Below are 24,595 nucleotides of genomic sequence, written 5' to 3'. Positions count from 1 at the left end.
TGTTTTGGTATTTGCACCGATATGTACTATATTTTCTCTTTGGAGTGGGTTGCCTTTTTTGTGTTTGATATGATGCTTCGCATGGAACTTTTGGTTATGAATTCAAAGTCTATTCTAAATTTAAATGTATTGTGAAGAGCATCTGTCAGTTTTGTCCGTTTATAAGCCGGGATATACCCGCTATCCTTGCTCAACAGTGTCACATTCATTTTACGTAGAGTTTCCAGGATCTGATTGCAGGTAAATTCCTCTCCAAGCTTCTTCTCCAGTAATCTATATACTAAAAGGCTGATGTAGCAGGTTAGAAAATGTGCTTTGATACGATCATCTCTCTGCACATAAACAGGTCTGGCTTCAAAATCTGATTTCATGATCCGAAAATTCTCTTCAATCTCCCAGCGTCGTTTGTTGATTTTGATGATCTCAGAAGGATCATCTTCCAGGTTGGTTACGACAGCATAGAACCCGTCATACATGGCTTCTTCCCGGATGCGTTCTTCATCCAGGGCATACAACGCTTGATCGGCAATCTCGCCATCGGGTGTGACAGAAGTTTTATGGATGAATCGTGCCGGATCGTTCTGGTTCTTCCCACGTCTGCATTTTCCGGGTCCCTGTATCATCTTCATTGCGCGCTCTACCTGGCGTCCCCGAATCTTCTGCTGATAGGCCTTGTATTTCGGTGAATATGTTACGATGATCGTCTCATTCATACTTCCGGTCACAAGAGGGACTTCCTTGTAATAGATGGTATGAAATACTTCAGGGTCTGTTTCATCCAGTGTCCTGAGATCGATCATCTTGTTGGAACCGGGGAGCCTGAATTGAGTAGGGTTCAGAGCAATCTCACGATCTTCCTGTTTCATTTTCTTCAGGGAGTACGTGATCACATAAGAACGGTTGCCAAAGCTGTTAAGAAAACGATTCTTTACACTGCCCAAACCGGCATCAGAGCAGAAGATGAATTCGCTGCAATCGAAATCCTTTATTACCTTTGTTTCTAATAGCTTCAGTGTGAGTTGTTCATTCTGATTGCCGGGGAAGATATCAAAAGCAAGAGGAATACCGTCGGCATCCATAAAAAGCCCCATAGTGACGATGGAATTGGGCCGGTGTTCTTTGTTTTTACCATACTTTTTATCTCCGCTTTCTTCCTCAATCTCGAAATAATAATTCGTACAGTCGTAATACAAGATTTTTGTGTTACGGTGATGCACAAAGTTAGAATTCCGATAAAGTTCTTCCTGAATGTAATCTGACTCTTCTGCCATAACAGAAAGAGCGCGGTAAACATTCTGCAATGAATACTTAGGTGGCTCCAAAAGAGAATGACAGAATGAATAACTGCTCATCTTGCTGGAAGGGGCAAGTATTCGTGCATAGATCAGATCGGTGAGGATTGCATGAATGTCATACGTGAACCTATGACGGTTGCGAATGTTTCTGCAGATGTTGTCAAAACGCAGTTCAGAGCACAGCTGCTGCAAAAAAAGATATCCGACATTAAATAAGCGTTCCTCCTCCAAAGGGATACGGGCTACTTGAGAGAACGTAACCGATATCTGTTCTTTTTGCTGGTTGTAGAGAGTGGTTTCCTTTGCAGCTTCAGTTCTTGCCCACTCCATCATTTTTTCTTCATTGCCGGAGAACTTTTGTAAAAGTTCATTATATTTCCCCAGTTTCTTATAGATACGGGAAGAGGGTTTGCCGTTTGCCTTCCTGAAAGATTGGTAAATATAAACATCTTTATTGTTTTTACTACCGGTGATGTTTACGTACATAATGCATGCCTCCTTCTCCTTATTATAACACACGATTACGGACAAGTACAGATAGAATCATAAGATTTGACAAAAAAATAAGCCACAAATGGCTTAAACAAAGGGTTTTTTAAAGATGAATAAAAAAACAAGTGTCAAAGACCCGTTTTTTGAGGGAATTACGCTCGCCAAGCTGGCGGGGAAGGAGGGATGGAAGAAAAGCCAGAAGAAAAGCAGGGAACTTTTACGGTAAGGAGGAGGTACCGCATCATGGATCAAAAATGGGGTAGCAGCCGAATCGTTTGACTTTTCAGCGGCACAATGTTATACATAGAGTATACGTAAAATATGCAAATGCAGATGTGCGAATAGATGCGGCGCGCTGAGGGAAAGATTGAGCGGGGGAGAGCGGAATGGATTCTTTTCTTATTATTTCGGAACAGTTGATTTCCTTTTTTCTTATGATGCTTGCGGGTTATCTGGCGGCCCGTCTTGGGATCGTGTCCAAAGAAGTTTTGGCTGGCCTGGCTTCCCTTGTGGTGAAACTTTTGCTCCCAGTCATGCTCTTTGCGAACATGATGAGAGGGACGAGCCGCGAGCAGTTTATATCCGATTTTCCGGTATTTCTTCTGGCTCTGCTGATGTATCTGCTGCTGATACTGGTGTTTGCACTCCTTGCCGGACTGATGCGTCTGCCTAAAGAAAGGGGACAGATTTTTCAGGCGGTGTTTATCTGCGGAAATGTGGCTTTATCGGAACCCCGTTGATTTTGGCTCTGAGTCCTGAACATGGGGTGATTTATCTTGCCTTGACGAACATTGTGGATCAGGCGGTGCTCTGGACTTACGGCCTGTATCTGACTACTCCCACAGGAGGCGGACGTTCCTTCTCCGCAAAGAATTTTGTGAATCCCGGACTTGCTTCAATCCTGCTGGCCGTTCTTCTGATTGTTCTGGGGCTCAGACTTCCAAACAGCATTGAGAACGGGCTGTTAACGCTGGGCAATTCAGCGACCTCCGTTTCATTAATTTACATCGGAGGGCTTTTGTATTTCAGCAAATGGAAGGGAGCCCTGCGTCAAAAGGAACTGTATGTGGGTATTGTGATGAAGATGCTCCTTCTCCCTGTCGTGTACTATGCGCTGGCCTCTCAGCTGGTTCAGAACAGGGATATGGCGCAGGTAATGTCTGTTGTGACAGGCCTGCCTCCGGCGACTTCTATCGCGATGTTCGCTCAGTCGCATCACAAAGAGGGGGAGTACGCTTTGGGGATGATTCTGGTGGCTACGGTTGCCAGTCTTCTGACCTTAAGTCTGACAGCCTTTTTCATCTTCTGAGAATTCTCCGCTGCTGATGAAAGGACGATGAGCTGGAGAGCTTTGCTGTACCTGAAATTTTAGCGTCCAACTTGGTGCCTTCGGTAGCCTGCCCTTCGTCTCTGAGAGTCTGGTGAATATTACGGAAAGCATACCTATAATTGACAAGGGTATATTCGTCTCCAGCGGCCTGATTTCGATCTTTTCCGCGTCATCGTCAATCGGCGTACCGGTTTGATACGGTGATGACGGAGAATGCGTAAGTAAAATAAAAAAGATTTTGCCTTTGGACAGAATCTTTTTTTGTGCAAAGAATTGTGAATATTGTCGCTGGAATGTCGACAGATGCTATATCTAATCCTTAAAAAACATTTCCAATGTCTTAATTGAATTGACAGTGGCGAATTGTTTAAAAGGCTATTTTAAAACGAAAAAAAATAGGTATACTTGGATTCATAAAACACCAGATGAAAGGAGGGGAGTAAAATTAAGCAGTTTTTGTTAGCATCGCACGGGAAATTTGCAGAAGGAATTTTAGGTTCATTTCAAATGATTTTGGGGGACGCTCCTAATATTACTGTCTTATGTGCATATACAAAAGAAAACGAAGAGACCCTGGAGCATACAGTTAAAAAAATTATTTGCGAGCGGAACAGGAAAGAGGATTTGATCGTTGTCACAGATGTATTCGGCGGAAGTGTAAATAATGAATTTATGAAATATTTGAATGAACCGGGAGTTTATCTGGTGACCGGAATGAATTTACCGCTGCTTCTGGAGCTTTATTCTAATCAGAATATGGAAAGCAGAGATATGATTCGTCTGGCAATAGCGTCCGCGCAGAATAATTTGAAGTTTTGTACGGATTTATTACAGGTAAAGGGAGAAGAGGAAGAATTTTAAAGAGGTGTAGCAGATGATTAAATTATTTCGAGTGGATTTCAGGCTTCTTCATGGACAGATTGCATTTGGCTGGGCCAATATGGTGGGAGCAGATTGTATTCTGCTGGCCAGCGATTCTCTGATTCGGGATGAGGTGAGAAAGAGCGTTGTAAAGTTAAGCAAACCCACAGGAGTAAAACTTGTTATTAAGAGTTTAAATGATTCTGTCGAGGCTTTAAACAGCGGCGTTACAGATAAGTACAAACTTATGGTAATTGTGGAAACCGTAAAAGATGCGGCTTATCTTGCAGAAAAGTGTGAATGTTTTAAAAGCTTGAATATCGGAAATACTCCGCCGATTCCAAATTCGGAAACAATAGGGTATGCAGTTCGCTTAACAAAAGACGATAAGCTTCTAATTGAAAATATGAAGAAAAAGGGATTAGAAGTTGAGGTTAGACACAATTCAAGTGATAAAAAAATTGTGTTATAAAAAATAAAGGGAGGTAGTAAAAATGACAGCGCTATTATTAGCAATCGCAACTTTTTTTTCTGATGTAACACATATGTTTACATCATATCTGGATCGTCCCATTATTATGGGGCCGATAGTGGGGCTTATTATGGGGGATTTGCAGACCGGGTGTATCATTGGTGCGTCCCTGGAACTGTTTTATGCAGGCTCTGTTCCTGTTGGAGCATACTGTCCTCCGGATTCGCTGGTTGGCGGCGTGCTGGGAACAGCATTTGCAATTAGTCTTGCATCTACAAGTGAAATGGCCCTTACTTTTTCGCTTCCCATTGCTCTGTTTTCTCAGATGGTTGTCAATGCCTTGCTTTCAGCTGTAAGCTTAGTAGTTCGGTTGGCTGATAAATTTGCATTGGAGGGAAATGGAAGAGGAGTATCCTCAGTTCTGTTTATCTGCGGCGGGCTGCGAAGTCTTTTAAAGGCTGTCATTGTATATTTTGCATTTGCCTTGGGAAGCGATAGGGCTATGCTGCTGTTGGACAAGATTCCAGAGGTTATAACTCAGGGAATGACAGTTGCCGGCGGTCTTCTTCCTGCACTTGGTATTGCAATGCTGATTAAAATTATGATGAATGAAAAGGTTGTTCCCTATTATTTTCTTGGGTATTTACTGGCGGCATATTTGGGAGTGCCCGTTTTAGGTATTGCACTCTTAGGAATTATTCTTATTATTACAAAATTTGATTTTAAAACTCTTTTCTCAGAAAAAGGAACAACACAGTTTGCGGTAGAGGAGGTAGCAGATGATGACTTCTAAAGAAGAAAATAAAACAAAGGGTATGTTGACAAAAAAGGATTTGGACCGCATGGCTTGGAGATCCATGACCTATGATTACTGTTGGCATTACGAGCGCGCCGGTAATATGGGATACAGCACAATGATAGGAGGCGTCCTGAAAAAAATATACAAGGGACAACCGGAAAAATATAAGGAAGCGCTGAAAAGAAATCTGGAATTTTTCAATATTACGGCTATGTTCGCACCTTTTGTAGGCGGCGTTGCAGCCTCTATGGAAGAGCAGAATGCAAAAACGGAAGGTTTTGATACAGGAGCAATCAGTGCAATTAAAACAGCCTTAATGGGACCATTATCAGGAATTGGCGATTCTATTTTTCTGGGAACGCTCCGTGTTATTGCAATCGGAATCGGTGTCAGTCTGCTTTCCCAGGGAAATGTTGTAGGAGCGTTTCTATATGCCCTGATTTTTAATATTCCGAATGTATTAAGCCGTTTTTTATCAGCAAGACTGGGATACCGTCTGGGCGTGGACTTTTTAACCAAGATTCAGAGCTCTGGAATCATGGAAATCGTCATGACGGCAACAGGAATTTTAGGAATGATGGCAATCGGAGGAATGAATTATTCTATGGTTTATACATCGCTGATTCTTCCGATTGGAACAGGTGAGAGCGCAACAACCTTACAGGCTATTACAGACGGAATTATGCCGGGCTTAGCCCCGTTAGGATTTACATGGCTCTGTTATTGGCTGATGAAAAAGGGGATTAATATTGTCGTTTTATTGGTTCTTATTATTTTGTTATGTATTGCATGTGTGGCGCTTGGGATTATGGGTTAAAAAGGAGGAAGTAAAAATGAATAGCAGAGAACTTAGGACAGCAGCGCTTCAGGCAGCTGTCCGCGGGGCGGAAAGTATTGATGAGACGCAAATTCAAAAGGCGATTGATGCAATCATAGCGTCAAAACGGGTATTTGTAGCAGGAGCTGGCAGGACATTGTTGTTTTTAAAGGCGCTTGGTATGAATCTGATGCAGATTGGAAAGCTGTCTTATGCTGTAGGTGAAATTGCTACACCAAGTATCCGGAAGGGCGATGTTTTGATTTGCGCATCCTGGAGCGGGACTACACGAGTTACCAATATTTTTGTGCAGCAGGCGAAAAAAGAAGACGCTACCATTATAGCCTTTACTGCTCATAAGGACTCTCCGCTGGGTGAAGCTGCGGATATTTTGATTGAAATTACTGCAGAAATGGATCCGGAGGTTGTTAAAGAGCATGAAATGTATAATGGCTATACATTTGATCATATTGTAGTGCCTCTATATGATTGCCTGGTGGCATCTATCCGCCAGCAGGCCGGAATTCCAGGAGATATCATGCACTATAATCATGCAAATATGGAGTAAGCGGGGAGAAGAAAAATGCCATTGATTACAATTCATACAGCACAGAGGCTGACAAATGCTCAGAAGGAAAATCTGAAATGCGGGCTGGGGAGGATTATTACAATAATTCCGGAGAAAGAAGAACGAATGCTAATGGTGGATATCGGGGATCAGCATGATATTTATTTCAGAGGGAAAAAATGTGAATCTGCAGCTTTTGTTGAGGTGCGTGTAAAGGGACGGATTGATTTACAGATAAAGTCTGAGGTTACAGAAGCAGTCTTTGAACTTTTAAAACAACAGGCCGGAATTGAAAACGATGAAGCATACCTTTGCTTCCTGGAATTTGAAAACTGGGGATCCAGAGGAATATTAAAGTGATACGTTTAATTGCAGCAGATTTGGACGGGACCCTATTGTTTCCTGATTCCAGCCTGTACAGCGGGATATTTTCAATGATTCGGGACTGCCGCAGGAGAAACATAGCATTTGTTATAGCCAGCGGCAGAGACCCGAAAGATTTATGCAGAATTTTTTCTGAAGTACTGGAAGAAATTTTTTTTGTGGCACAGAATGGAACCTGTTATTTTATGAATGGCTGCTGGAATCAGGTGTCTTCGGTGCCGGAGGCCATCAGCTTGGAAACCCTGGAATTACTGAAAGAATGTCAGAAGGTATATCCTGTTGTAGATACCTTGGACTGCAGCTATGTAGATGCAAGGGGAATAGAATTTTTTGACTGGCCTCCTGCAAGCCTTTACGTGCATATAGAGGATGATTTGAGCGAGGTTGTGAAAAGGGAGCAGATACTCAGGTTCCGAATATACGGGAAAGAGCATACATATCCTTTTGAAATCGAGCAGATAAAAAAGCATATAAAGGGTCGTGCAGCTGCAATTAAACCCTCGCCAGACTGTATGGATATTCTGAAAACGGGAACAAGCAAAGGAGCCGGGCTTTCTAAAATCCAAAGCTTATGCGGTATTACCGCAGAAGAAACAATGGTATTTGGAGATTATTATAATGACATTGAAATGATGAGAGCTGCAGAATACAGCTTTGCGATGAAAAACGGTGTGGAAGAAGTGAAAAGAGTATCTCATTATTTGGCGGGAAGCAACGCGGAAAATTCCGTTTATCATATTATACAAAGCTTTTTACAGGGTGATAAACTGGAACGCTGGTTAAAGAAATGAGGAAAAGGAGAATTTATAAATGGTAAAATTTGCGACGGTAGGCGCAGGTTGGATTGTAGACAATTTTATTGAAGCAGCCAGGGCCTGGATGCCGGATTTGGCGCATGAGGCAGTATATTCCTTTCGGAAGGAGGAAGCTGAAAGCTTTGCCGCAAAGCATCAGGTGAAAAAAATTTATACAGATTTGGACGAACTGGGAAGGTCGGATGTGGATTTTGTATATATTGCAAATCCCAATGCTCTGCATTATCCTACTTCGAAAAAGCTCTTGGAATATGGGAAGCATGTCTTATGTGAAAAAACCTCAGTTGTTACTTCGGAACAGCTTGAAAGACTTTATCAAATTGCAGATGAGAACCATGTTGTTTTTCTGGAAGCAATGAAGACGTTATATATGCCGCAAATGCAGCAGATTTGCGATGCAATAAAAAAGCTTGGAAACATTCATATGGCGAAATTTGATTTCTGCAGGTTCTCTTCAAAGTATCCGGCATTCTTACAGGGAGAAAAGCCTAACATTTTTAATCCTGCACTGGCAGCCGGGGGCTTGATGGATATGGGAATCTATAGTGTATATCCTGCTATATATTTATTCGGCGTTCCGCAAAAGATTGATGCGCAGGCAGCGTTTATGTCAACAGGTGCAGATTTGGCTGGAACAGCGTTATTTGATTATAAAGATTGCCATATAAATATTTGCTGGTCTAAGGGAAGTACTTCTGGTCATGACACCACGATTCACGGAAGTGAAGGCGTACTGCATATCGAAAATATGGAGCATATAGGAAACGTATATATTCTTTATTCAGACGGACGCCGGGAGGATATTGTATGCTGGGATGATTCAGAGCTTGCTATGAAGTATGAGGCAAAGAAAATGTTGGATTTAATTACAGATTTTGATTCAGGGAAAGAGTTTTATCAAAGCTTTCGAGAGTGTACCAGAAAAGTGATTGCGGTCATGGAACAAATACGTGAAAAAGCAGGCATTTGTTTCCCTGAGGAATGTTACCAGATATAAATGGGGAGATAGCATCAAAGCGGAAAAGGATTTCTTATTTTCTGCTTTGATGCTATACTGTGTTTTAAGAAGAGGGATGTGGCATGTATGTTCAAACGAAAAAAGAATTGTTAGATTATATCGAGCAGTGCACTATGGACTTTCAGACGGAGGCGCTTCATAGATATTCGGCCAATTATATCAGCAGGGAGAAAAATATAAGCCGTAATTTAGTGAGTCAATATTTGAATGAACTGGTAAAGGAAGGGATCTTGATTAAAATTAATTCAAGACCTGTCTATTTTATGCACAGAAAAAGCCTGGAGCGTTTATATGATGTTAAAGTTACAAAAAGTCTCTTTTATTCTATAGATGAATTAATGGAGATGCTGCTGCGTTCAGATTACTGTCAGAAGGATTTTGGCAAAGCAATAGGAAATCAGCTGAGTTTAAGCTATAGTGTGGAACAATGTAAAGCGGCTGTAAGGTATCCGCCCTTTGGACTTCCAATTCTGATTGTTGGTTCTACAGGGACAGGAAAGTCTTATTTCGCACGGCTGACCTATGAATATGCTGTGAACAACAAGTTGATTGATGCAGCTAGTAATTTTTATGTAATAAACTGTTCGGAATTTAAGAATGATTCAGATAAGCTTGGCAGGCTCGTATTCGGAGAAAACCAAGACGGCGAGGAAAGAAAAGGAATGCTTGAGATGGCAGACGGCAGTATTCTTTTTTTTGATGAAGTGCATAATCTGGCTCCTGATTTTCAGGAACGTCTGTTTATCTACATGGATAATGGAAGATTTCAGCGTATTGGCGAGAAGGATCGGTGGAGAGCTTCTTCTGCCAGGCTGATTTTTGCAACCACCAAAAAGCCAGAGGAAGCGCTTTTAAAGACCTTGCTGCGCAGAATTCCATTCGTAACTCAGATGCCGGATTTGGAGGAACGCTCTTTAAATGAAAAAGAAGAACTGATCATTTTTTTCCTGAAAAAAGAAGCAAAACGAATAGGAAGAGAAGTTTATTTCAGCAGGCAGGTGCTGAATATTCTTTTAAATTACGTTTATAAGGAAAATGTTGGCGAATTGGAAAATGTTATCCGTATGTCCTGTGCGGCAGCATATCTGAACAGCACAGACGACGTAAAGCTTCAGATCATGTCCTATCACCTGCCGGCTACTCTTTTGTCTGATATAAAAGCAAGCGTGGAAGTGGAGGATGGCAAGGAACCTTTGATTTACCTGGCGGATTTTCAAAGAGATGTATCTATGGATCGAATGACTTCTTTATTTGATGATCTGCTTAATACATTTTTGAAATATGCAGAAAACGAAATCAGTTTTGAGAAGTTTTTGGAAGCAGGTATGGAACATATTTATGCCTACTATGACTATATTGTTTTTGAGCGGTGTTACAGTGATGTGAAAGTCAAAGCAATTATAAAAGTACTGTCTTCTGTTTTTGAGGAAATAACGGACAAATATGCAGTGGTGATACCTGCAAACTGCGGTTTTGTTCTTTCCAGAAGCATCTATACGATTACACAGTTTTACGCGTCTCTTGAACTGTGGGAAAAAAGACGGCTTGAGGATTTAAATCACTGTCTGGAATGGCTGCACAGTAAATTGCCTCAGGAGACAGCAGTGGCTGCTGAAGTTTCGAGTGCAATAAAAGGAAATCTTGATTTACAGTTAAATCAAATCAGCGAAATTTTTTTAATTCTGAATATTAAAGCATATAATCGCAAGCTGGAGCTGAATGATACTCTGGGAATTATTATCAGTCACGGATATTCTACGGCCGGCAGCATTGCAGATACATGTAATCAGCTGCTTCACTTTAATATATTTAATGCAATTGATATGCCTTTAGATACAAAGGTGTCGGAAATTGCTTTGAAATTAAAGAAGTATATTTTAGGACATGCAGGATACAGAAATATTTTACTTTTGGTAGATATGGGTTCGCTGGAAGAAATCGGGAAAGAACTGGAGGATATTCCTAACATTAAAATAGGAATTATCAATCATATTTCCACGCAGCTTGTTCTTGAGGTGGGAAGTAGAATTTTGCAGCGCCAGCCTATGGATAAATATTTGGAGGAGGTTTGCAAAGAAGTACATTCTTCTTGTAAAATTATCAGCACCGAGAGAAAGATTCCTACTATTTTATTTACAAGCGAGCTGGGAAATGAAGCTGCAGAACGTATTATGAAGCTGTTTCAGCATGGCTTTTCCGAAAAACGGCATATAAATTTAGTCTTGTATGATTACTATGAACTGTTGAAAAATCAGGAAATCGCTCAGGTGTTTTCTAAATATCATATAGTGTGTGTGGTTGGTACGCTGGATCCAGGCTTTAAAGATGTTCCATTTATATCCCTGGACGATCTGGTTACTAATAAAGGGACGGCTTATCTGGAAAAAATATTTGTCCCTTATTTAACAAAGAAAGAAATTGATTTTTTGGAAGAAAAAATTGTAGAGAATTTTTCGCTTCAAAATGTTGTAGAAAGTCTTACTATTTTAAATGCAGACACACTCCTGAGTTTTGTCGTTAATGCAGTAAAAAGATTGCAGGCATTGCTGAAATGTGATCTGAACAATAAAACCATCATAGGCCTATATGTGCATATTTGCTGTCTGGTAGAACGTTTAGTGACCAAGGCAGTTATTGAAGCCCGGCCAGGTGAAAAGGAATTTATACGAAAAGAAAAACAGTTTGTGTCTTATGTAAACAGTGCTTTTCGTGAAATTCAGCAGCATTATAAAATTCAATTGCCTGATGGAGAAATTGTATTTTTGTATGAATACATAAGTCATAATGAAGAATAGGTTTGTTGACAGCCCTTATTTCAGGAGTATCTCAAAGTTTATGTAAACGTTCAAACTGATGTATTTTAAACTTATCAGTGCGGAAGGAGATTTGGACATGGTTCTCTCATATAGTTTAACCCTTCAAGATTGATAGGCAGAGAAGCTGAATAGGTAAAGTCTGTTTTTTTGTGGTAAAATTACACAAAAAACAGTCGATTTTGTGTGGATTTGAAGGCAAAATTAGTCAAAACATAAAAAGAGCCTGTGAGATTTTTTCTGTAAAATAACCATCACAAGGTCCTTCTATGATAAAATAAATATCATTAGGAGGGCCTTTTATTATGGCAAGACAAAAGAAACCTGTACACAGAGTACAAATGACCGATGGAAAAAGAAATATCATTCGTCAGCTTCTCGAAGAATACGATATTGAGACTGCTGAAGATATCCAGGATGCTCTTAAAGATCTCCTTGGTGGCACCATCAAGGAAATGATGGAGGCAGAAATGGATGACCATCTCGGATATGAGAAATCCGAGCGTTCTGACAACGACGATTATCGAAACGGCTATAAACGCAAGCAGGTAAACAGTCGGTATGGTTCTATGGAAATCGAAGTACCACAAGATCGAAAGTCCACCTTTGAACCACAGGTTGTCAAAAAGCGTCAGAAGGATATTTCTGACATTGACCAGAAGATTATCTCCATGTATGCCAAAGGAATGACTACACGCCAAATTTCGGAAACGATTGAAGATATCTATGGCTTTGAAACATCTGAGAGTTTTATTTCTGATGTAACAGATAAGATACTTCCGCAGATTGAAGACTGGCAGAATCGACCACTAGACGACGTGTATCCGATTCTTTACATTGATGCTATCCACTATTCTGTGCGGGACAATGGAGTGATTCGTAAACTTGCAGCCTATGTAATTCTGGGCATTAACACAGAGGGCAAAAAGGAAGTATTGACCATTACGATTGGTGACAATGAAAGTGCGAAATACTGGCTTTCTGTCTTAAATGAACTAAAAAATCGAGGGGTTAAAGATATCCTGATTATCTGTGCAGACGGCCTTACAGGCATTAAGGAAGCGATTTCGGCGGCATTTCCAAAGACAGAATATCAGAGGTGTATTGTTCATCAGGTAAGAAATACGCTGAAATACGTGCCGGATAAAGACAGGAAGGCTTTCGCTACGGATTTAAAAACCATCTATCAGGCTGCTGATGAGCAGAAGGCTCTGGCTACTTTAGACCGTGTGACAGAAAAATGGAGTCCGAAATACCCGAATTCCATGAAACGCTGGAAGGACAACTGGGATGCTGTTTCCCCAATTTTTAAGTTTTCAACCACTGTCCGAAAGGTCATTTATACAACAAATGCGATAGAGTCACTGAACTCCACATACCGGAAACTGAATCGCCAGAGAAGCGTATTTCCAAGTGATACAGCGCTGTTAAAAGCCTTATATCTGGCCACTTTCGAGGCTACTAAGAAATGGACAACTACCATCCGGGACTGGGGCCAGGTCTACGGGGAGTTGAGTATCATGTACGAAGGACGACTTCCAGAATAAGTAAAAACATAGTCTAAGACAGGCGGCCAGCCGCCTGCTCTTGACATGCCTGACAGTAACTGTTATATATAAAACAAGGGTGAAAAGCCTGATTTGTAAGCTTCTCACCCTTTATTATCATAGAAGAATCTAATTTACAGAGATTTTCTCATAGTCTCCGGAAAGAAAGTTGCCAACGATTACTTGACAGTAACATCACTTCTGCTGACGATTACTTCCATTCCATTTTCCTCTCAAGTGTAATTTTTCCAATTAGATCATGAAATAATAGTACTGTAAAAACTTTGCCCGGCAAATCAGGAGTTTATATAATTAATTTAAAGAATTCTGCGAGGTGAGCTTATTGAAGATAAAGGATTTGGATTCCCGCTGCAATGCTATCCTGACACTGCTGTATAACAGCTCCGAGTATATTCAGATCGACTATATCGCTGTCTATATCAATATGTCCGGCCGCAGCGTATACACACATTTAAAGTATATCAACAGTTGGCTCAAAGCCAACGGCATCCCTCCGCTCTGTCTGAAAAGAGGCCATGGAATTATGCTGTCCGGCGCCCAGAAATCTTTCCTGGAGCAGTTCAGCAGGCAGGAAGATTTTGTGTCCTATTTCTTCTCCTCACAGGAACGGCTTTCTGTGATCATCTGTGTTCTTCTCTATCCCCGAAAGCAGATATATATCGAACAACTGGAGGAATACCTCCAGGTCAGCCGTAACACCATCTTTTCTGATCTGAAAAAGGTGAAAACAGAATTAGGCATATATAAGTGTTCCCTGAGCTATACATCTGCTGAAGGATACCAGATCCTGGGGAACGAACTGAAAAAGAGGACTCTGTTTATTTACTACTATCAGAAGATCCTGACTCTGCTTGAGAGCAATAAAATAGATCTCAAAAAAGACTATCCGTTTCTGCCCGGCAGGGACAGCGACCTGGCAAAGATAAAATTGAAGGCTGTCGCGGATAAAACGCAGATCCCTCTTCCTGAAAATATGTTGAAGACCCTGTCCGTCCAGATGTGCCTGACCGCGTCTGCCCCCGCGCCCCTGCAGTTTGATTTTAAAACCGGGCTGAATGTAAAAGACACTTCTGTTTACCGACTTTTCAAGACCGGATTCCCGGATATGAACGAAGAAGAAATTTTGTACTACTGTTTTCATTTTATAAGTTACCATCATGAACTGGTCGATATGACTTATGACCATGACGACTTAATGCTCATCAATAAAACAGCCAAAGAAATGGTCGACTGTTTTCTCGCGCTGAGCGCTGTTAAGATCGAAGAACGGGAACAACTGATCAGCAGGCTCGCCAGCCATTTAAAAGTCTCGCTTTACCGGTACCAGATCGGCATTGATATTGGAAATCCCCTGATCGAAGAAATCCGAAAGCAGTACGGAGATATCTATGAAATCACCGAACAGGTCTGCGACATCCTCAAACAAAACGCCCATGTGCCTGTAAATGAAAATGAGATTGGATATATTACGCTGTATTTTGCCTGTTATACAAGGAAAAACCGGTTTGTGGACAACCGGATCAACCTTATTGTCGTCTGTCCCAGCGGCCTTGCCACTGCGTCCATGCTGAAAACAGAGCTGGAAAACCTGAGTTCCCGGATCTGTGTCACCGGCATCCTGTCAGCCCAGGACCTCCAGTTCTGCGCCCGTGACTATGACTATATCATAAGCACTGTCGACCTTCCGGGCGACATGCCTTATATCCGTGTAAGCCCCATCATTACAGAACAGGACAAAAAAAATATTAAAAATATTATATTAAAGAAGCAGGATGAGAGTTCGCGCCTCTCTGTCACCCGGATCATGGATATCATCACTCCCTATATTTCCCCGAATAACTATGCAAATGTGGAAAAGGAGCTGAACGCCATTATAAACCGGAACCGCGGCGGTGACTCCGGCTGCGGTCCGGAGATCGCCCAGCTGTTGGATTTCTTTTCCCCGGGATCTATCCGGATCGCCCCCTGTGTCTCAGGCTGGGAAGAGGCAATAAGGGCTGCTTCTGCGCCTCTTGTCGAACAGGGTTATATCCTCGAGACATATGTGGACGCCATGCTCTCTCTGGTGAGCAAATATGGCCCTTACATTGTAGTCAATGACCATATTGCCCTGGCTCATGCCCATCCGGAAAACGGAGTCCTGCAGATCGGCCTTTCCCTTCTGATCCTGAAAAAGCCTGTCGATATCATAGACAAAAAAGTAGATCTTATTTTTGTGATCGCTCCCGTTGATAATCAGAAACATCTCTTCATAATAAATCTTTTAATGAAGCTCATCAGCAACCCCGGCGCGTGCGCGTCTCTCCTCCAGGCAGAGGATCCTGCTCTCGTATTTGAGACCATCCGGAATCTGACAGAAAAATAAATACAATTTTGCAAATTTATGCATGAAAACTTTGTCCTTCATTTTGAATGTCAAATACTATACACTTGATTCAAGGTCGATGTCAGAAAATTTATATCCGGGAGGAGGAGATGCCTATGCGCCTGTAAAGACCCGTCATACAGCAGGTTATCGATAAAAACGGGAGGTTAGAGAGAAAATGGAAATTATACAAAACATATTCAACTGGATCATCAACAATCTGCTCCAGCAGACTGCCGTTATCATAGGCGGCATGGTCATCCTGGGTAAAATCGCAGACAGAAAAAGATTTACAGAAATCCTGCAGGGCTTTATAAAAGCCGTGATCGGCTACACGATCTTCTCACTGGGAATAAATTCCTTTATCGGGGTAATGGGCGATCTGGGGACTATGATCTCCAATGTCCTCAATGTGCCGGACATGAAATTATCTGCCACCTACCTGACAGACTATGGAATGTACTATGGCCCGATCATCGGCTTTGGGTTCCTGCTCCATCTGCTCATTGAACGTTTTCTTATTCCCAGGAAATACCGCTTTGTGTACATGGGCGGCGGTCATTTCCTCCTCCGTGAAGCAGTCGCGACCTCTGCTATCGCGATCTGCATCTACGGAGTGACCAATATATGGGCCATCATAATCTTCGGCAGCGTAATGTCCGCTATCTGGTACAGCCTGCAGCCCATCTATGTACACAAGTTTGTCAGCGCCCTGCGTGGAGACAACCTGTGCGGATACGGACATCAGTCGTCGATCGCCGTATTTATAACTTGTCACCTGTGTAATCTCTTAAAGCTTAAAAAGAGAGAAGAGGACAGCACAGAAAACATCATCTTTCCCAAGGGCATCGCTTTCATGCGTGATATGGGATGCGCCATTACGATCATAGTCGGGCTCCTTCTTCTCGGTTTCGGCATCGCCTGCGGCGGATCCACCGTCCAGGAAATCGCGGGCATCACGACGGATCCCTGGGTATGGATCATCCTTCAGGCCTGTACTTTTGCCGGAGGTTTCCTTACATTTACCTTTGGTCTTCGTACTATGATGGCAGAACTGATCCCGTCGTTCAACGGTATCTCTGAAAAGATCATCCCCGGCGCGCGTCCGGCCCTGGATGTCCCCACTGTATTTCCGTTCGGCACCAATGCCGTATTTATCGGATCTACAGTATCTATCGCAGTATTTTTAGTCCTGATGGTCATTTCCTCAGTCGCCGGATGGGGATTCTTGTTCCCGGCCGTTCAATGCCTGTTTATGTCAGGCGCCGGCGTTGCCGTATTCGGTAATAAGTTCGGAGGAAAGAAAGGCGCGGTCCTTGGCGGAGTCGTGACCGCAGTGCTGATGGCAGGCGGCCTTCTGCTGCTCCAGTTCCTGTTGGGACAGGACGTATACAATCTGGCAAACTATGCGACCATAATGGGAGAAGTGGACGATCTTTGGATCTGTATCCCGATCTACCTGCTTGCAGGAAGGATCTTCGGGGAACGGATCGTTCCCTTCGGCGCATGATAAGGAGACGGTATTATGGATAAAAAATATATTGTGGATCCTCCGTTTTCCAGGAGGCCTGTCACGATCAATACGCTGTGCGTAGTAGGCGTATGTACCTGCATTTTAATAAAAATAGCAGTAGAAAAGACTTTTAAAGCTCTGGGATTCACAGACATCGACGTAGCTCCGTCCGTTGAGGACAATCCCAGGGGCAGCAGATCGACGGATCCGGATATCTGCTTCCTCGAAGGCCTTCGCCTGGAAGAGATCCAGGGCCGGATGCCCAATACGCTTCTGGTCGAAATAAAAGACCTGGGAAATCACGAATCGATCATGGAAGAGACCATAAAAGTCCTGTCCGAGGCCGGATGGCTGAAAGAAGTGGACTAGATGCCGGTTTCCCGCTTATTCCGGATTCAGCCCGGAAAGAATTAAAAACAGACACAGGAGGTGCAATATGAGCGATATATTGCCGATGGACGCAATCGAACTCGGAGCTGAGGCAGACAGCTGGAGCATGGCTGTTGCCCGCGCGGGCGAACTTCTGGTAAAAGCCGGAATCGCCGAGGAGCGCTACATATCCGCCATGATAGATATGATAAACAAACATGGGTCTTATATGGTAGTGGCGCCCGGAGTCGCAATGCCCCATTCCCATTCCGATAAAGGAGTCATAAGAAGCGGTGTCAGCTTCCTTCGGCTGACAAAGCCTGTATACTTTCCCGGAAAGGAAGACCAGCCCATTTATCTTCTGATCGCCGTCGCGGCCAGGGATAACACGGCTCATCTGGATCTGATGGGAAATGTGGCCGCCATGATATCCGACGACAGCTCGCTGGCAAAAGTCATGTCCTGCAGCAGTGTTGAGGAAATATACACTATGATGAATAAAGCGGAGGATACGGATGGATGAGTTTTACCGTCATGACTCTATGTTCAGGAAGAGTTATGCAAAATATAAAACAGCGGCTGTTTTGATCCCCCCTCTTATTGCACTTTTATGTTTCGGACTGAGCAGAAGAACCGAGGTCAGCAGTATTGTTTTGAATCTGATCTGCCTGCTTGCCGCGTCAGGCCTTGCGGCAGAGCTGCTGACCCGGTCCATACCCGCGGACATTGCCTTTACGGACGGCGGGATAATGGTCAAGTCAGGAGCCCGTCCCGGGCAGAAGATCCCCTACAGTGAACTGGAGGATATCAACTGTTTTTATATGACTGAAAAACTGTGGGGGATCCTCCCGGTCTGGAAAGACTGGGTCCTCCTGATAGACAGAGGAAAGAAACACTCAAAAAAATGGTTTGTACGGAGCAGCTGCGCCGAAAATTTCGACTATCTGCTGGAACGTCTGGAAAAAGAATACCTGGCATACTGTAAAAACACATACGGTTCTTTCGATCCGTACAATGACAAAATGTACTTTGGAAACCGGCTCACGATCCAGAATGGGAAGCTGAGCCTTGGTATCTCTTATTCCGTGCCGCTCAGGATCCTGCGGGCATTCTGCACAGAAGATACGGGAGAAACGCAGATCAACTGCCGCATGGACGACGGGCAGGAACGGAAATGGATCACTCTGGGTCCGATGCATTTTGAACGGCTTTTCCTTCTCAGGTTCCTGCTCAACAAATTTTCAAAGATCAGCACAGAGCGCTGAGTCTTCAAAGGAGTCTTCATTAAAAATGGCGGTTAAAAAAACAATAACAATCAAAAATATGACAGGCTTGCATGCCCGGCCGGCAGGTATGTTCTGCCAGCTGGCTCAGAAATTCCGGTCCGATGTATCCATTATCCGGGACGACGACCCTTCTGTCCGCATCAACGGCAAAAGGATCCTCAGCGTCCTGACCGGAAAGCTCTTATGCGGCACCGGCATCACCATCATATGCGACGGTGAGGACGAACAGGAAGCCGCGCAGAGCCTGTATTCATTTATCGAAAATCTCAGAGAATAAAAAAGAAAGGAGAATATAAAAATGATCAAAAGACTATTGAACTACAGCCCGAAAGAGATGCTGGCCCTGACGCCGGACGAACTGTTCCTGGCGATCAAAATGTCAGAGGGCCGGGTCGTCGAAGCCATGGCCAGGAGCAGGGGGCCGAACCTGCTTCAGTATGTGTCCAATGTGGAAGTATGCGCCGCTTTCGGCTGCGACATCGTACACTTGAACTGCCTGAATCCGGCCGCCCCGATCTTCCCCGGGCTTCCGTCCAAGGATCCGAAGGATGATGAACCCTTCCGGGAGATCCAGGTTCCCATAGGAAAAGGCTGGACTGTTCGCGAGATCCGAGAACTGATCGGGCGTCCGGTTTCCACCGCTCTGATCGTAGAGCCGGAATACGGAGCGCACCACATCGATACCGGATATGCCAATGAACTTGCCAGAACCGCGGCCGGGCTTACTTTCGCGACGGAAGAAAATATCGACCTGATGATCGAACTCGGCCCGGATATTGTAGGTCTGCACGGCTGGGCGACGCGGGACAACTTCTTAAGACAGCTCGATGTCCTCTGTAAAAAAGCAAAAGGCAAAGCTCTCATTGAGGCCGGTATCCCTCACGGGCCCGGACTCCTTTACGCCCGCGAAGTGCCGTACAATCTCCGCGAACTGATCACTCCTGAGTTTGCGGCCGATATGGTCCGCTGCGGCGCAAACATCGTTCAGATCCCGGCAGCCGGCAGCCTGCCCGGATTTACGAAGAAATACGTCGCCGAGATCATCGATGCCATCCACGCGGAAGGCGGTCTTGCCTCTACCGGCGTCCACAATTCTCAGGAAGGGACCGATGTGGGCACGATCCGGCGTATCGCCATCGACAACAAACAGCTCGGCGCCGATATTCAGGTGCTTGGCGACGCCGGCCTGAACGAAAATATGGGGCTTCCGGAAGTCATCCAGGCGATGGCTATCGCTCTGAAGGGCCGCCGCCATACATACCGTCGTCTTACTGAGTCCGTATTGCGATAAAAGGAGGAACGATCATGATTAAAAGATTATTAAACTGCTCCCCGAAAGAAATGCTGGCACTGAAGCCGGCTGAATTGAAAGACGCGATAAGGATGTCAGAGGGGCGGGCCGTTTCCGCCCTGGCCAGGACCCGTGGGAACAACTACATCCAGTATGTCACCAACGCTGAAGTGTGCGCCGGATTCGGCGCGGACATCGTGATCATGGACACCTACAATCCCAAAGCGCCCCTGTTTCCGGGCCTTCCCTCAAAGAATCCTGAGGATGACGAGCCCTTCAGGGAAATCCAGATCCAGATCGGAAAAGGCTGGACCGCCCGCGAGATCCGCAATATGATCGGACGCCCTCTCGGCACCACACTGATCTTAAACAGTCCGGCGTACGGCGGGCAGTCGGTGGACACCGGATTCGCTGATTCCAAAAAAGGCTATGTGGCCGGGAATCCACTCCATGACTGGGATGATCTGGAAATTTGTATCGAACAGGGATTTGATATTGTTATGATCGGCGGTTGGTGTGGTGAAAAGCAACTTGTGGAAACCACAAGGGAAGCCGTTAAACGCGCCAAAGGGAGGGTTCTTATTCTCTCAGGCGTTCCGCACGGCCCCGGCCTGATCTATGCCCAGAATTCCCCGTACGATCTCCGGGAACTGATGACGCCGCATTTTGCCGCGGCCCTGGCTGACGCAGGCGCGGATATCATCGATATGCCTGCCGCCGGCAGCTTGCCCGGATTTACCATGGACTATGTCGGCAAGATCGTTGATGCCGCCCATGCCGGCGGAGCGCTCATCAACGCGGGCATCCATAATTCTCAGGAGGGCACGGATGAGGAAACCATCCGCAGACTGGCCATCGACAACAAGACCATGGGAGTTGATATGTATATGCTCGGCGATGCGGGAGTAAACGAAAACATGGGACTTCCCGAAGTTATCAACGCTCTGTGCATTGCTGTCAAAGGACACCGGCACACATACCGCCGTATGGCGGAGTCTCCTCTCCGCTGATCCGGCAGTTGCTTTCAGGAGGATGCTCCGCCTGGGCGTCCTCCATTGTCTGCGCTGACAACAAAAGGTTCCCATAGTATAAAGTGCTGTCGCTCTAAATACTTATTGCGGCAGCACTTCTTAAAATGTCTTCAGCCTGCGGTAGCCCGGATCTCCATATCTGGCCATTCCCGGATCTGTATATTTTCTGAATCTGTAAAAGGGCAAGAGGCGAGTTATGAAAATCTGTATTCTGCATTTGTAAAATATTGTAACGAAATTGATGGGCAAATTCATTTATGCGGTCTTTCATTAGGTGGTATTTTGACATTAAATTATACTCTTGATTTTCCGCAGAAAGTAAAAACATTGGTTCTAATTGGAACACCATATAAAGTCCCGAAGCTGGCATTTAGCTTTCAAAATATAATCTTCAGATTTTTGCCAAAATCTATTTTTGAAACAATGGCCTTTGATAAAAAGAATACATTTGCTTTAGGAAATACTATGAAGAACTTAGATTTCAGCAATAGAGTTAAAAGTATTGAATGTCCCACTTTAGTCCTATGTGGAAAGAAAGACAGTGCAAACATAAAATCAGCACATTTTTTGGCACAAAATATCAAAAGTGCAGAATTGGAAATTATTGAGGATACAGGTCATGTTGTAAATGAGGAAAATCCAGAAGTTTTAGCTCAAATTTTAACTGAGTTTTATTCAAAAAATGATTTTTAAGAATACTTCATCAATGTTTCCGATTTATCTTTTTACTCAAACAGTCCTTTTTCTGGCTTCTAATTTCCAGCCATGTACAGCAGACGTTTTCTCTCTCCTTGTATCTTTCCTTCCAATCCAACCACATGCCCTATTGCCGGATATTGATATCCCTTTCCGTCTTTTTTTGGCGCCTTCGCTGACATCAGGATCTCCCCGTATAATTCTTCTACTTTTTCTTCTTCAAATACCGGTTTCCTCAGACGTTCTGTCACTTCATACAGCTTTCCGCTGCATTTTTTTGCCAGTATCTTTGCCAGATGGTTCCCGCCTCGCCGGCTCCAGCTTCTGTGCCCATGCTTCATCCGTTTCGCAATCATACTCCACACATGGTTTTCCATTGTCCCCATGTTCCGGTATTCCAGCCCCTCCGGCGGATCTGGCAGCTCCAGATCCTGGGACTGATAGGGCAGGAGCCCTTCCCGGTTGTTTTCATAGTATCGGATCAAGTCTTCTACATCTTCAATCTCATCCTCTTCGCTCAGACTGTTTCGGTAGATCTCCAGATACCGGAATAATTCTTCGATCTCTTCTTCTCTCAGGAGTTCCAAGATCGCTTCCCGTGCAGCCTCTTCATGGATCTTTTCTTTCACAGCTTTATTGCGGTGAAATGGGTCTAACTGAAAACAGGTACTTTTATCTTTTACTTTCTTGATCCACGACGCCCCGTCTGCATTTAAGATCCTCTGCCTTACCTCATCCAGATCAAACTCCTGCGCGATTGCCGCTTCCCGGTATTCCTGAAACTCTTTTGCTTTGGAAAATCCCGCAGCTACCACTTTATTTTCCAGTGCATAACAATCCGGACCGGTTTTCCTCCACCCGTCATAAGCAATTCCGATCTTGAGCTCTGATTTATCCTGTTTTTCCTTTTTTCTGTCTTTCCCCTGCAGCTTGATATAAACTCAGTCTGCTTCTTCAAACAGAACAGGAACCTCTCTTTTCCCTTTCACTTGGCCTTTCTTATATGCTTCTGTTAACTCAGCTTCGTCCTCACAGACCTTTTCCCCTAACACCTGGATGACGTTCCACACGCCCATCGCACTGATGGTCTGTCCGGTCATCTCACTGACCTGCCGGGCGCATTCTCTGTAAGAGAGTTCCGTGATCCCTTTTACTAACAGTTCCGCCAAGTTCGTTGAGATCAGACCGACATGGTCCAGATCCAGTGTTTCATCCAGCAGATATACAAAGTGTCTGGTCCCGTCTTCCTCGGTCACTTCATAGACAGTCCTCTGATAGGTTACTTCCCCATACACGGTTTTTACAGTTGTCTGTATGGGCACCCTTATTCCGGTACTTCTTTTTGTCCCTGTCCTCCATCAGTATCCGGTCATACCGCTCCAGGAATTCTTTTGTGAACTCTCTTCCGATCTGACAGATCCATGCATAAATATTTTGCTCTAATTCCTTGAATGTTACGCCGTTTTCCTTTATCATTGAATTCATCATACAGACTCCTTATGTTTTTTCTGGCAATTAAACAATAAGACAAATCTGTATGATTGGGAAGAGGTTTCGATCTCTTCCCTTTATTTTTGCCAATGATAATTATACTCTAAACAGATTTTGAGAAAACGCATTCTGACTTTGTACAAAAAACCAGAAATGCGTTCCAGGAGATTGAAAGGCATTATAGAATTGTTCTGCCTGTAAGTGAAATTGAATTTTTATATGACTATATAGAAAACGAAGAAAAAAGAAGTAAAAAACAGCCATAAATGTTGACAGGAGCGGAGGCGCGCAGAGTGCCGAGGCTCCTGTCCTTTTTATCAGTGTTAATCAGTCATTGCTATGTAATGATCTCTACTTCCACCAGAGAAAGCAGTTCATCTACATCTGCCGCCTGGGCCAGCTGGGTGCCCTCCCGGCGGACGGAACCGGCCGCGCAGGCCATGGCATAGCGGAGCATTTCTTCGGAGTCCAGGCGCTTGCGCAGGGCATAGCACATGCCCGCCACCATGGAATCCCCGGCTCCGGCCAGACCCTTGGCTTCCACAGGGATCGCCTTTGCCCGGTAGGCGTGTTCTTTGTCAAAGAGGAGCGCGCCGTCGGCTCCCATGGAAATGCACAGATAGGGGATACCGCTGTCCACCACCTGACGGGCCACCTCAAGAGGCCCTTTGCCGGACTTCAGCTCCTGCCGGAAGGCCTGTTCAAACTCCTTGCTGTTGGGCTTGATCAGGAAAGGCTTTTCCTGCAGCCCCAGAAGCAGAGGCTCTCCGGCGGTATCCAGTACCACCTTTACGTCTTTTTTATGGGCCAGGCGGATGAGCCGCTGGTAGATATTCGTGGGTACACCGGGCGGAACGCTGCCGCTTAAGACCAGAATGTGGGTGTGATCCAGACGGACATCGATCTCATCCACCAGTTTTTCCACGGAAGAGAAGCTTACGGCGGGGCCGGCCTCGTTGATCTCGGTAACGATCTGACAGGACTGGTCAAAAAGCAGGGTATTGGTCCGGATGGAGCCGCCGGAGCTGACGAAGTAGTGGTTCAGTCCCCGGGCGCGCATGGTCTGTTCCAGGATACTTCCGTTGTCCCGGAAGTTGAAGCCCATGCAGAAGGTATCCTCCTTCAGATTGTTCAGAACTGTGCTGACATTGAGGCCCTTGCCGGACAGATCGATGCGTGTATTTTTCACTCGGTTGTAGGCGCCTGTTTCCAGACTGTCCAGATAGATGGTCTTGTCGATACAGGGATTCAGGGTTACGGATAATACCATCGATAGTTCCTTTCTGTCTGTGAATATATTGGGTAAATCGCACAAAATTTA

Annotated in this window: 23 protein-coding genes and 1 pseudogene; 21 read left to right on the top strand and 3 right to left on the bottom strand. The window is 44.4% G+C overall.

Going from position 1 to position 24,595, the window contains the following annotated elements; all coding sequences use genetic code 11:
* Positions 1 to 26: 26 nt before the first annotated feature.
* The gene (locus tag H8S44_RS01905; protein WP_186872754.1) at positions 27 to 1,781 is read right to left on the bottom strand and encodes an IS1634 family transposase; all 1,755 of its coding nucleotides are present in this window, start codon (positions 1,779 to 1,781) and stop codon (positions 27 to 29) included.
* A gap of 392 nt (positions 1,782 to 2,173) precedes the next feature.
* Between H8S44_RS01905 and H8S44_RS01900 the strand changes: the two genes are divergently transcribed.
* From H8S44_RS01900 to H8S44_RS01800, 21 genes are all read left to right on the top strand, one after another.
* Positions 2,174 to 2,527 (top strand): AEC family transporter, encoded by a 354-nt coding sequence (locus H8S44_RS01900; RefSeq protein WP_186872755.1) that lies wholly within the window; start codon positions 2,174 to 2,176, stop codon positions 2,525 to 2,527.
* 41 nt (positions 2,528 to 2,568) lie between these two features.
* On the top strand, positions 2,569 to 3,096 hold the full coding sequence (locus H8S44_RS01895) for an AEC family transporter (protein WP_186872756.1): 528 nt from the start codon (positions 2,569 to 2,571) through the stop codon (positions 3,094 to 3,096).
* A gap of 477 nt (positions 3,097 to 3,573) precedes the next feature.
* Complete coding sequence (locus H8S44_RS01890) at positions 3,574 to 3,978, top strand: PTS sugar transporter subunit IIA (protein ID WP_186872757.1); 405 nt, start codon at positions 3,574 to 3,576, stop codon at positions 3,976 to 3,978.
* A gap of 13 nt (positions 3,979 to 3,991) precedes the next feature.
* Entirely contained in the window at positions 3,992 to 4,450 is a 459-nt protein-coding gene (locus tag H8S44_RS01885) for a PTS sugar transporter subunit IIB (RefSeq protein WP_178039652.1), read from the top strand.
* Between the two features lie 22 nt (positions 4,451 to 4,472).
* Positions 4,473 to 5,243, top strand: coding sequence for a PTS mannose/fructose/sorbose/N-acetylgalactosamine transporter subunit IIC (locus H8S44_RS01880; protein WP_186872758.1), 771 nt, complete (start codon positions 4,473 to 4,475; stop codon positions 5,241 to 5,243).
* Positions 5,230 to 6,066, top strand: coding sequence for a PTS system mannose/fructose/sorbose family transporter subunit IID (locus H8S44_RS01875; protein ID WP_186872759.1), 837 nt, complete (start codon positions 5,230 to 5,232; stop codon positions 6,064 to 6,066). Before H8S44_RS01880 ends, H8S44_RS01875 begins: the two co-directional genes overlap by 14 nt.
* A gap of 16 nt (positions 6,067 to 6,082) precedes the next feature.
* The gene (locus H8S44_RS01870; RefSeq protein WP_186872760.1) at positions 6,083 to 6,634 is read left to right on the top strand and encodes an SIS domain-containing protein; all 552 of its coding nucleotides are present in this window, start codon (positions 6,083 to 6,085) and stop codon (positions 6,632 to 6,634) included.
* 15 nt (positions 6,635 to 6,649) lie between these two features.
* Positions 6,650 to 6,994: a hypothetical protein gene (locus H8S44_RS01865; protein WP_178039648.1), complete on the top strand. Its 345-nt coding sequence runs from the start codon at positions 6,650 to 6,652 to the stop codon at positions 6,992 to 6,994.
* The gene (locus H8S44_RS01860) at positions 6,991 to 7,809 is read left to right on the top strand and encodes an HAD family hydrolase (RefSeq protein ID WP_178039647.1); all 819 of its coding nucleotides are present in this window, start codon (positions 6,991 to 6,993) and stop codon (positions 7,807 to 7,809) included. The genes H8S44_RS01865 and H8S44_RS01860 overlap by 4 nt, the downstream gene beginning before the upstream one ends.
* A 19-nt stretch (positions 7,810 to 7,828) precedes the next feature.
* Positions 7,829 to 8,830 carry a Gfo/Idh/MocA family protein gene (locus H8S44_RS01855; protein WP_186872761.1) on the top strand — a complete coding sequence of 334 codons (1,002 nt, stop codon included), beginning with the start codon at positions 7,829 to 7,831 and terminating at the stop codon, positions 8,828 to 8,830.
* Positions 8,831 to 8,913: 83 nt separating this feature from the next.
* Positions 8,914 to 11,646 (top strand): sigma 54-interacting transcriptional regulator, encoded by a 2,733-nt coding sequence (locus H8S44_RS01850; RefSeq protein ID WP_186872762.1) that lies wholly within the window; start codon positions 8,914 to 8,916, stop codon positions 11,644 to 11,646.
* Positions 11,647 to 11,969: 323 nt separating this feature from the next.
* Complete coding sequence (locus H8S44_RS01845) at positions 11,970 to 13,211, top strand: IS256 family transposase (protein WP_186872763.1); 1,242 nt, start codon at positions 11,970 to 11,972, stop codon at positions 13,209 to 13,211.
* Positions 13,212 to 13,554: 343 nt separating this feature from the next.
* Positions 13,555 to 15,597 carry a BglG family transcription antiterminator gene (locus tag H8S44_RS01840; protein ID WP_186872764.1) on the top strand — a complete coding sequence of 681 codons (2,043 nt, stop codon included), beginning with the start codon at positions 13,555 to 13,557 and terminating at the stop codon, positions 15,595 to 15,597.
* 178 nt (positions 15,598 to 15,775) lie between these two features.
* A complete protein-coding gene (locus H8S44_RS01835; protein WP_186872765.1) occupies positions 15,776 to 17,107 on the top strand; it encodes a PTS transporter subunit IIC in 1,332 nt (443 codons plus the stop codon).
* Between the two features lie 15 nt (positions 17,108 to 17,122).
* Positions 17,123 to 17,479 (top strand): hypothetical protein, encoded by a 357-nt coding sequence (locus tag H8S44_RS01830; protein ID WP_186872766.1) that lies wholly within the window; start codon positions 17,123 to 17,125, stop codon positions 17,477 to 17,479.
* A gap of 67 nt (positions 17,480 to 17,546) precedes the next feature.
* The gene (locus tag H8S44_RS01825) at positions 17,547 to 18,002 is read left to right on the top strand and encodes a PTS sugar transporter subunit IIA (protein WP_186872767.1); all 456 of its coding nucleotides are present in this window, start codon (positions 17,547 to 17,549) and stop codon (positions 18,000 to 18,002) included.
* A 130-nt stretch (positions 18,003 to 18,132) separates the two neighbouring features.
* Positions 18,133 to 18,744: a hypothetical protein gene (locus tag H8S44_RS01820; protein ID WP_186872768.1), complete on the top strand. Its 612-nt coding sequence runs from the start codon at positions 18,133 to 18,135 to the stop codon at positions 18,742 to 18,744.
* Between the two features lie 25 nt (positions 18,745 to 18,769).
* A complete protein-coding gene (locus H8S44_RS01815) occupies positions 18,770 to 19,042 on the top strand; it encodes an HPr family phosphocarrier protein (RefSeq protein WP_186872769.1) in 273 nt (90 codons plus the stop codon).
* Between the two features lie 21 nt (positions 19,043 to 19,063).
* Positions 19,064 to 20,056: a DUF7916 family protein gene (locus H8S44_RS01810; protein WP_186872770.1), complete on the top strand. Its 993-nt coding sequence runs from the start codon at positions 19,064 to 19,066 to the stop codon at positions 20,054 to 20,056.
* A gap of 14 nt (positions 20,057 to 20,070) precedes the next feature.
* Positions 20,071 to 21,066, top strand: coding sequence for a DUF7916 family protein (locus H8S44_RS01805; RefSeq protein WP_186872771.1), 996 nt, complete (start codon positions 20,071 to 20,073; stop codon positions 21,064 to 21,066).
* Positions 21,067 to 21,111: 45 nt separating this feature from the next.
* The gene (locus H8S44_RS01800) at positions 21,112 to 21,780 is read left to right on the top strand and encodes an alpha/beta fold hydrolase (RefSeq protein ID WP_330601878.1); all 669 of its coding nucleotides are present in this window, start codon (positions 21,112 to 21,114) and stop codon (positions 21,778 to 21,780) included.
* Between the two features lie 59 nt (positions 21,781 to 21,839).
* Here H8S44_RS01800 and H8S44_RS01795 read toward each other — a convergent pair.
* Together H8S44_RS01795 and pfkB are read right to left on the bottom strand one after the other, a co-directional pair.
* Positions 21,840 to 23,268 (bottom strand): annotated as a pseudogene (locus H8S44_RS01795) (ISLre2 family transposase).
* A gap of 343 nt (positions 23,269 to 23,611) precedes the next feature.
* Positions 23,612 to 24,544: a 1-phosphofructokinase gene (gene pfkB, locus H8S44_RS01790; RefSeq protein ID WP_186872772.1), complete on the bottom strand. Its 933-nt coding sequence runs from the start codon at positions 24,542 to 24,544 to the stop codon at positions 23,612 to 23,614.
* Positions 24,545 to 24,595 lie beyond the last annotated feature (51 nt).

Source organism: Anaerosacchariphilus hominis (genome assembly GCF_014290175.1).
Lineage (GTDB): Bacteria > Bacillota > Clostridia > Lachnospirales > Lachnospiraceae > Laedolimicola > Laedolimicola hominis.
This window is presented reverse-complemented; position numbering and strand designations above follow the sequence as displayed.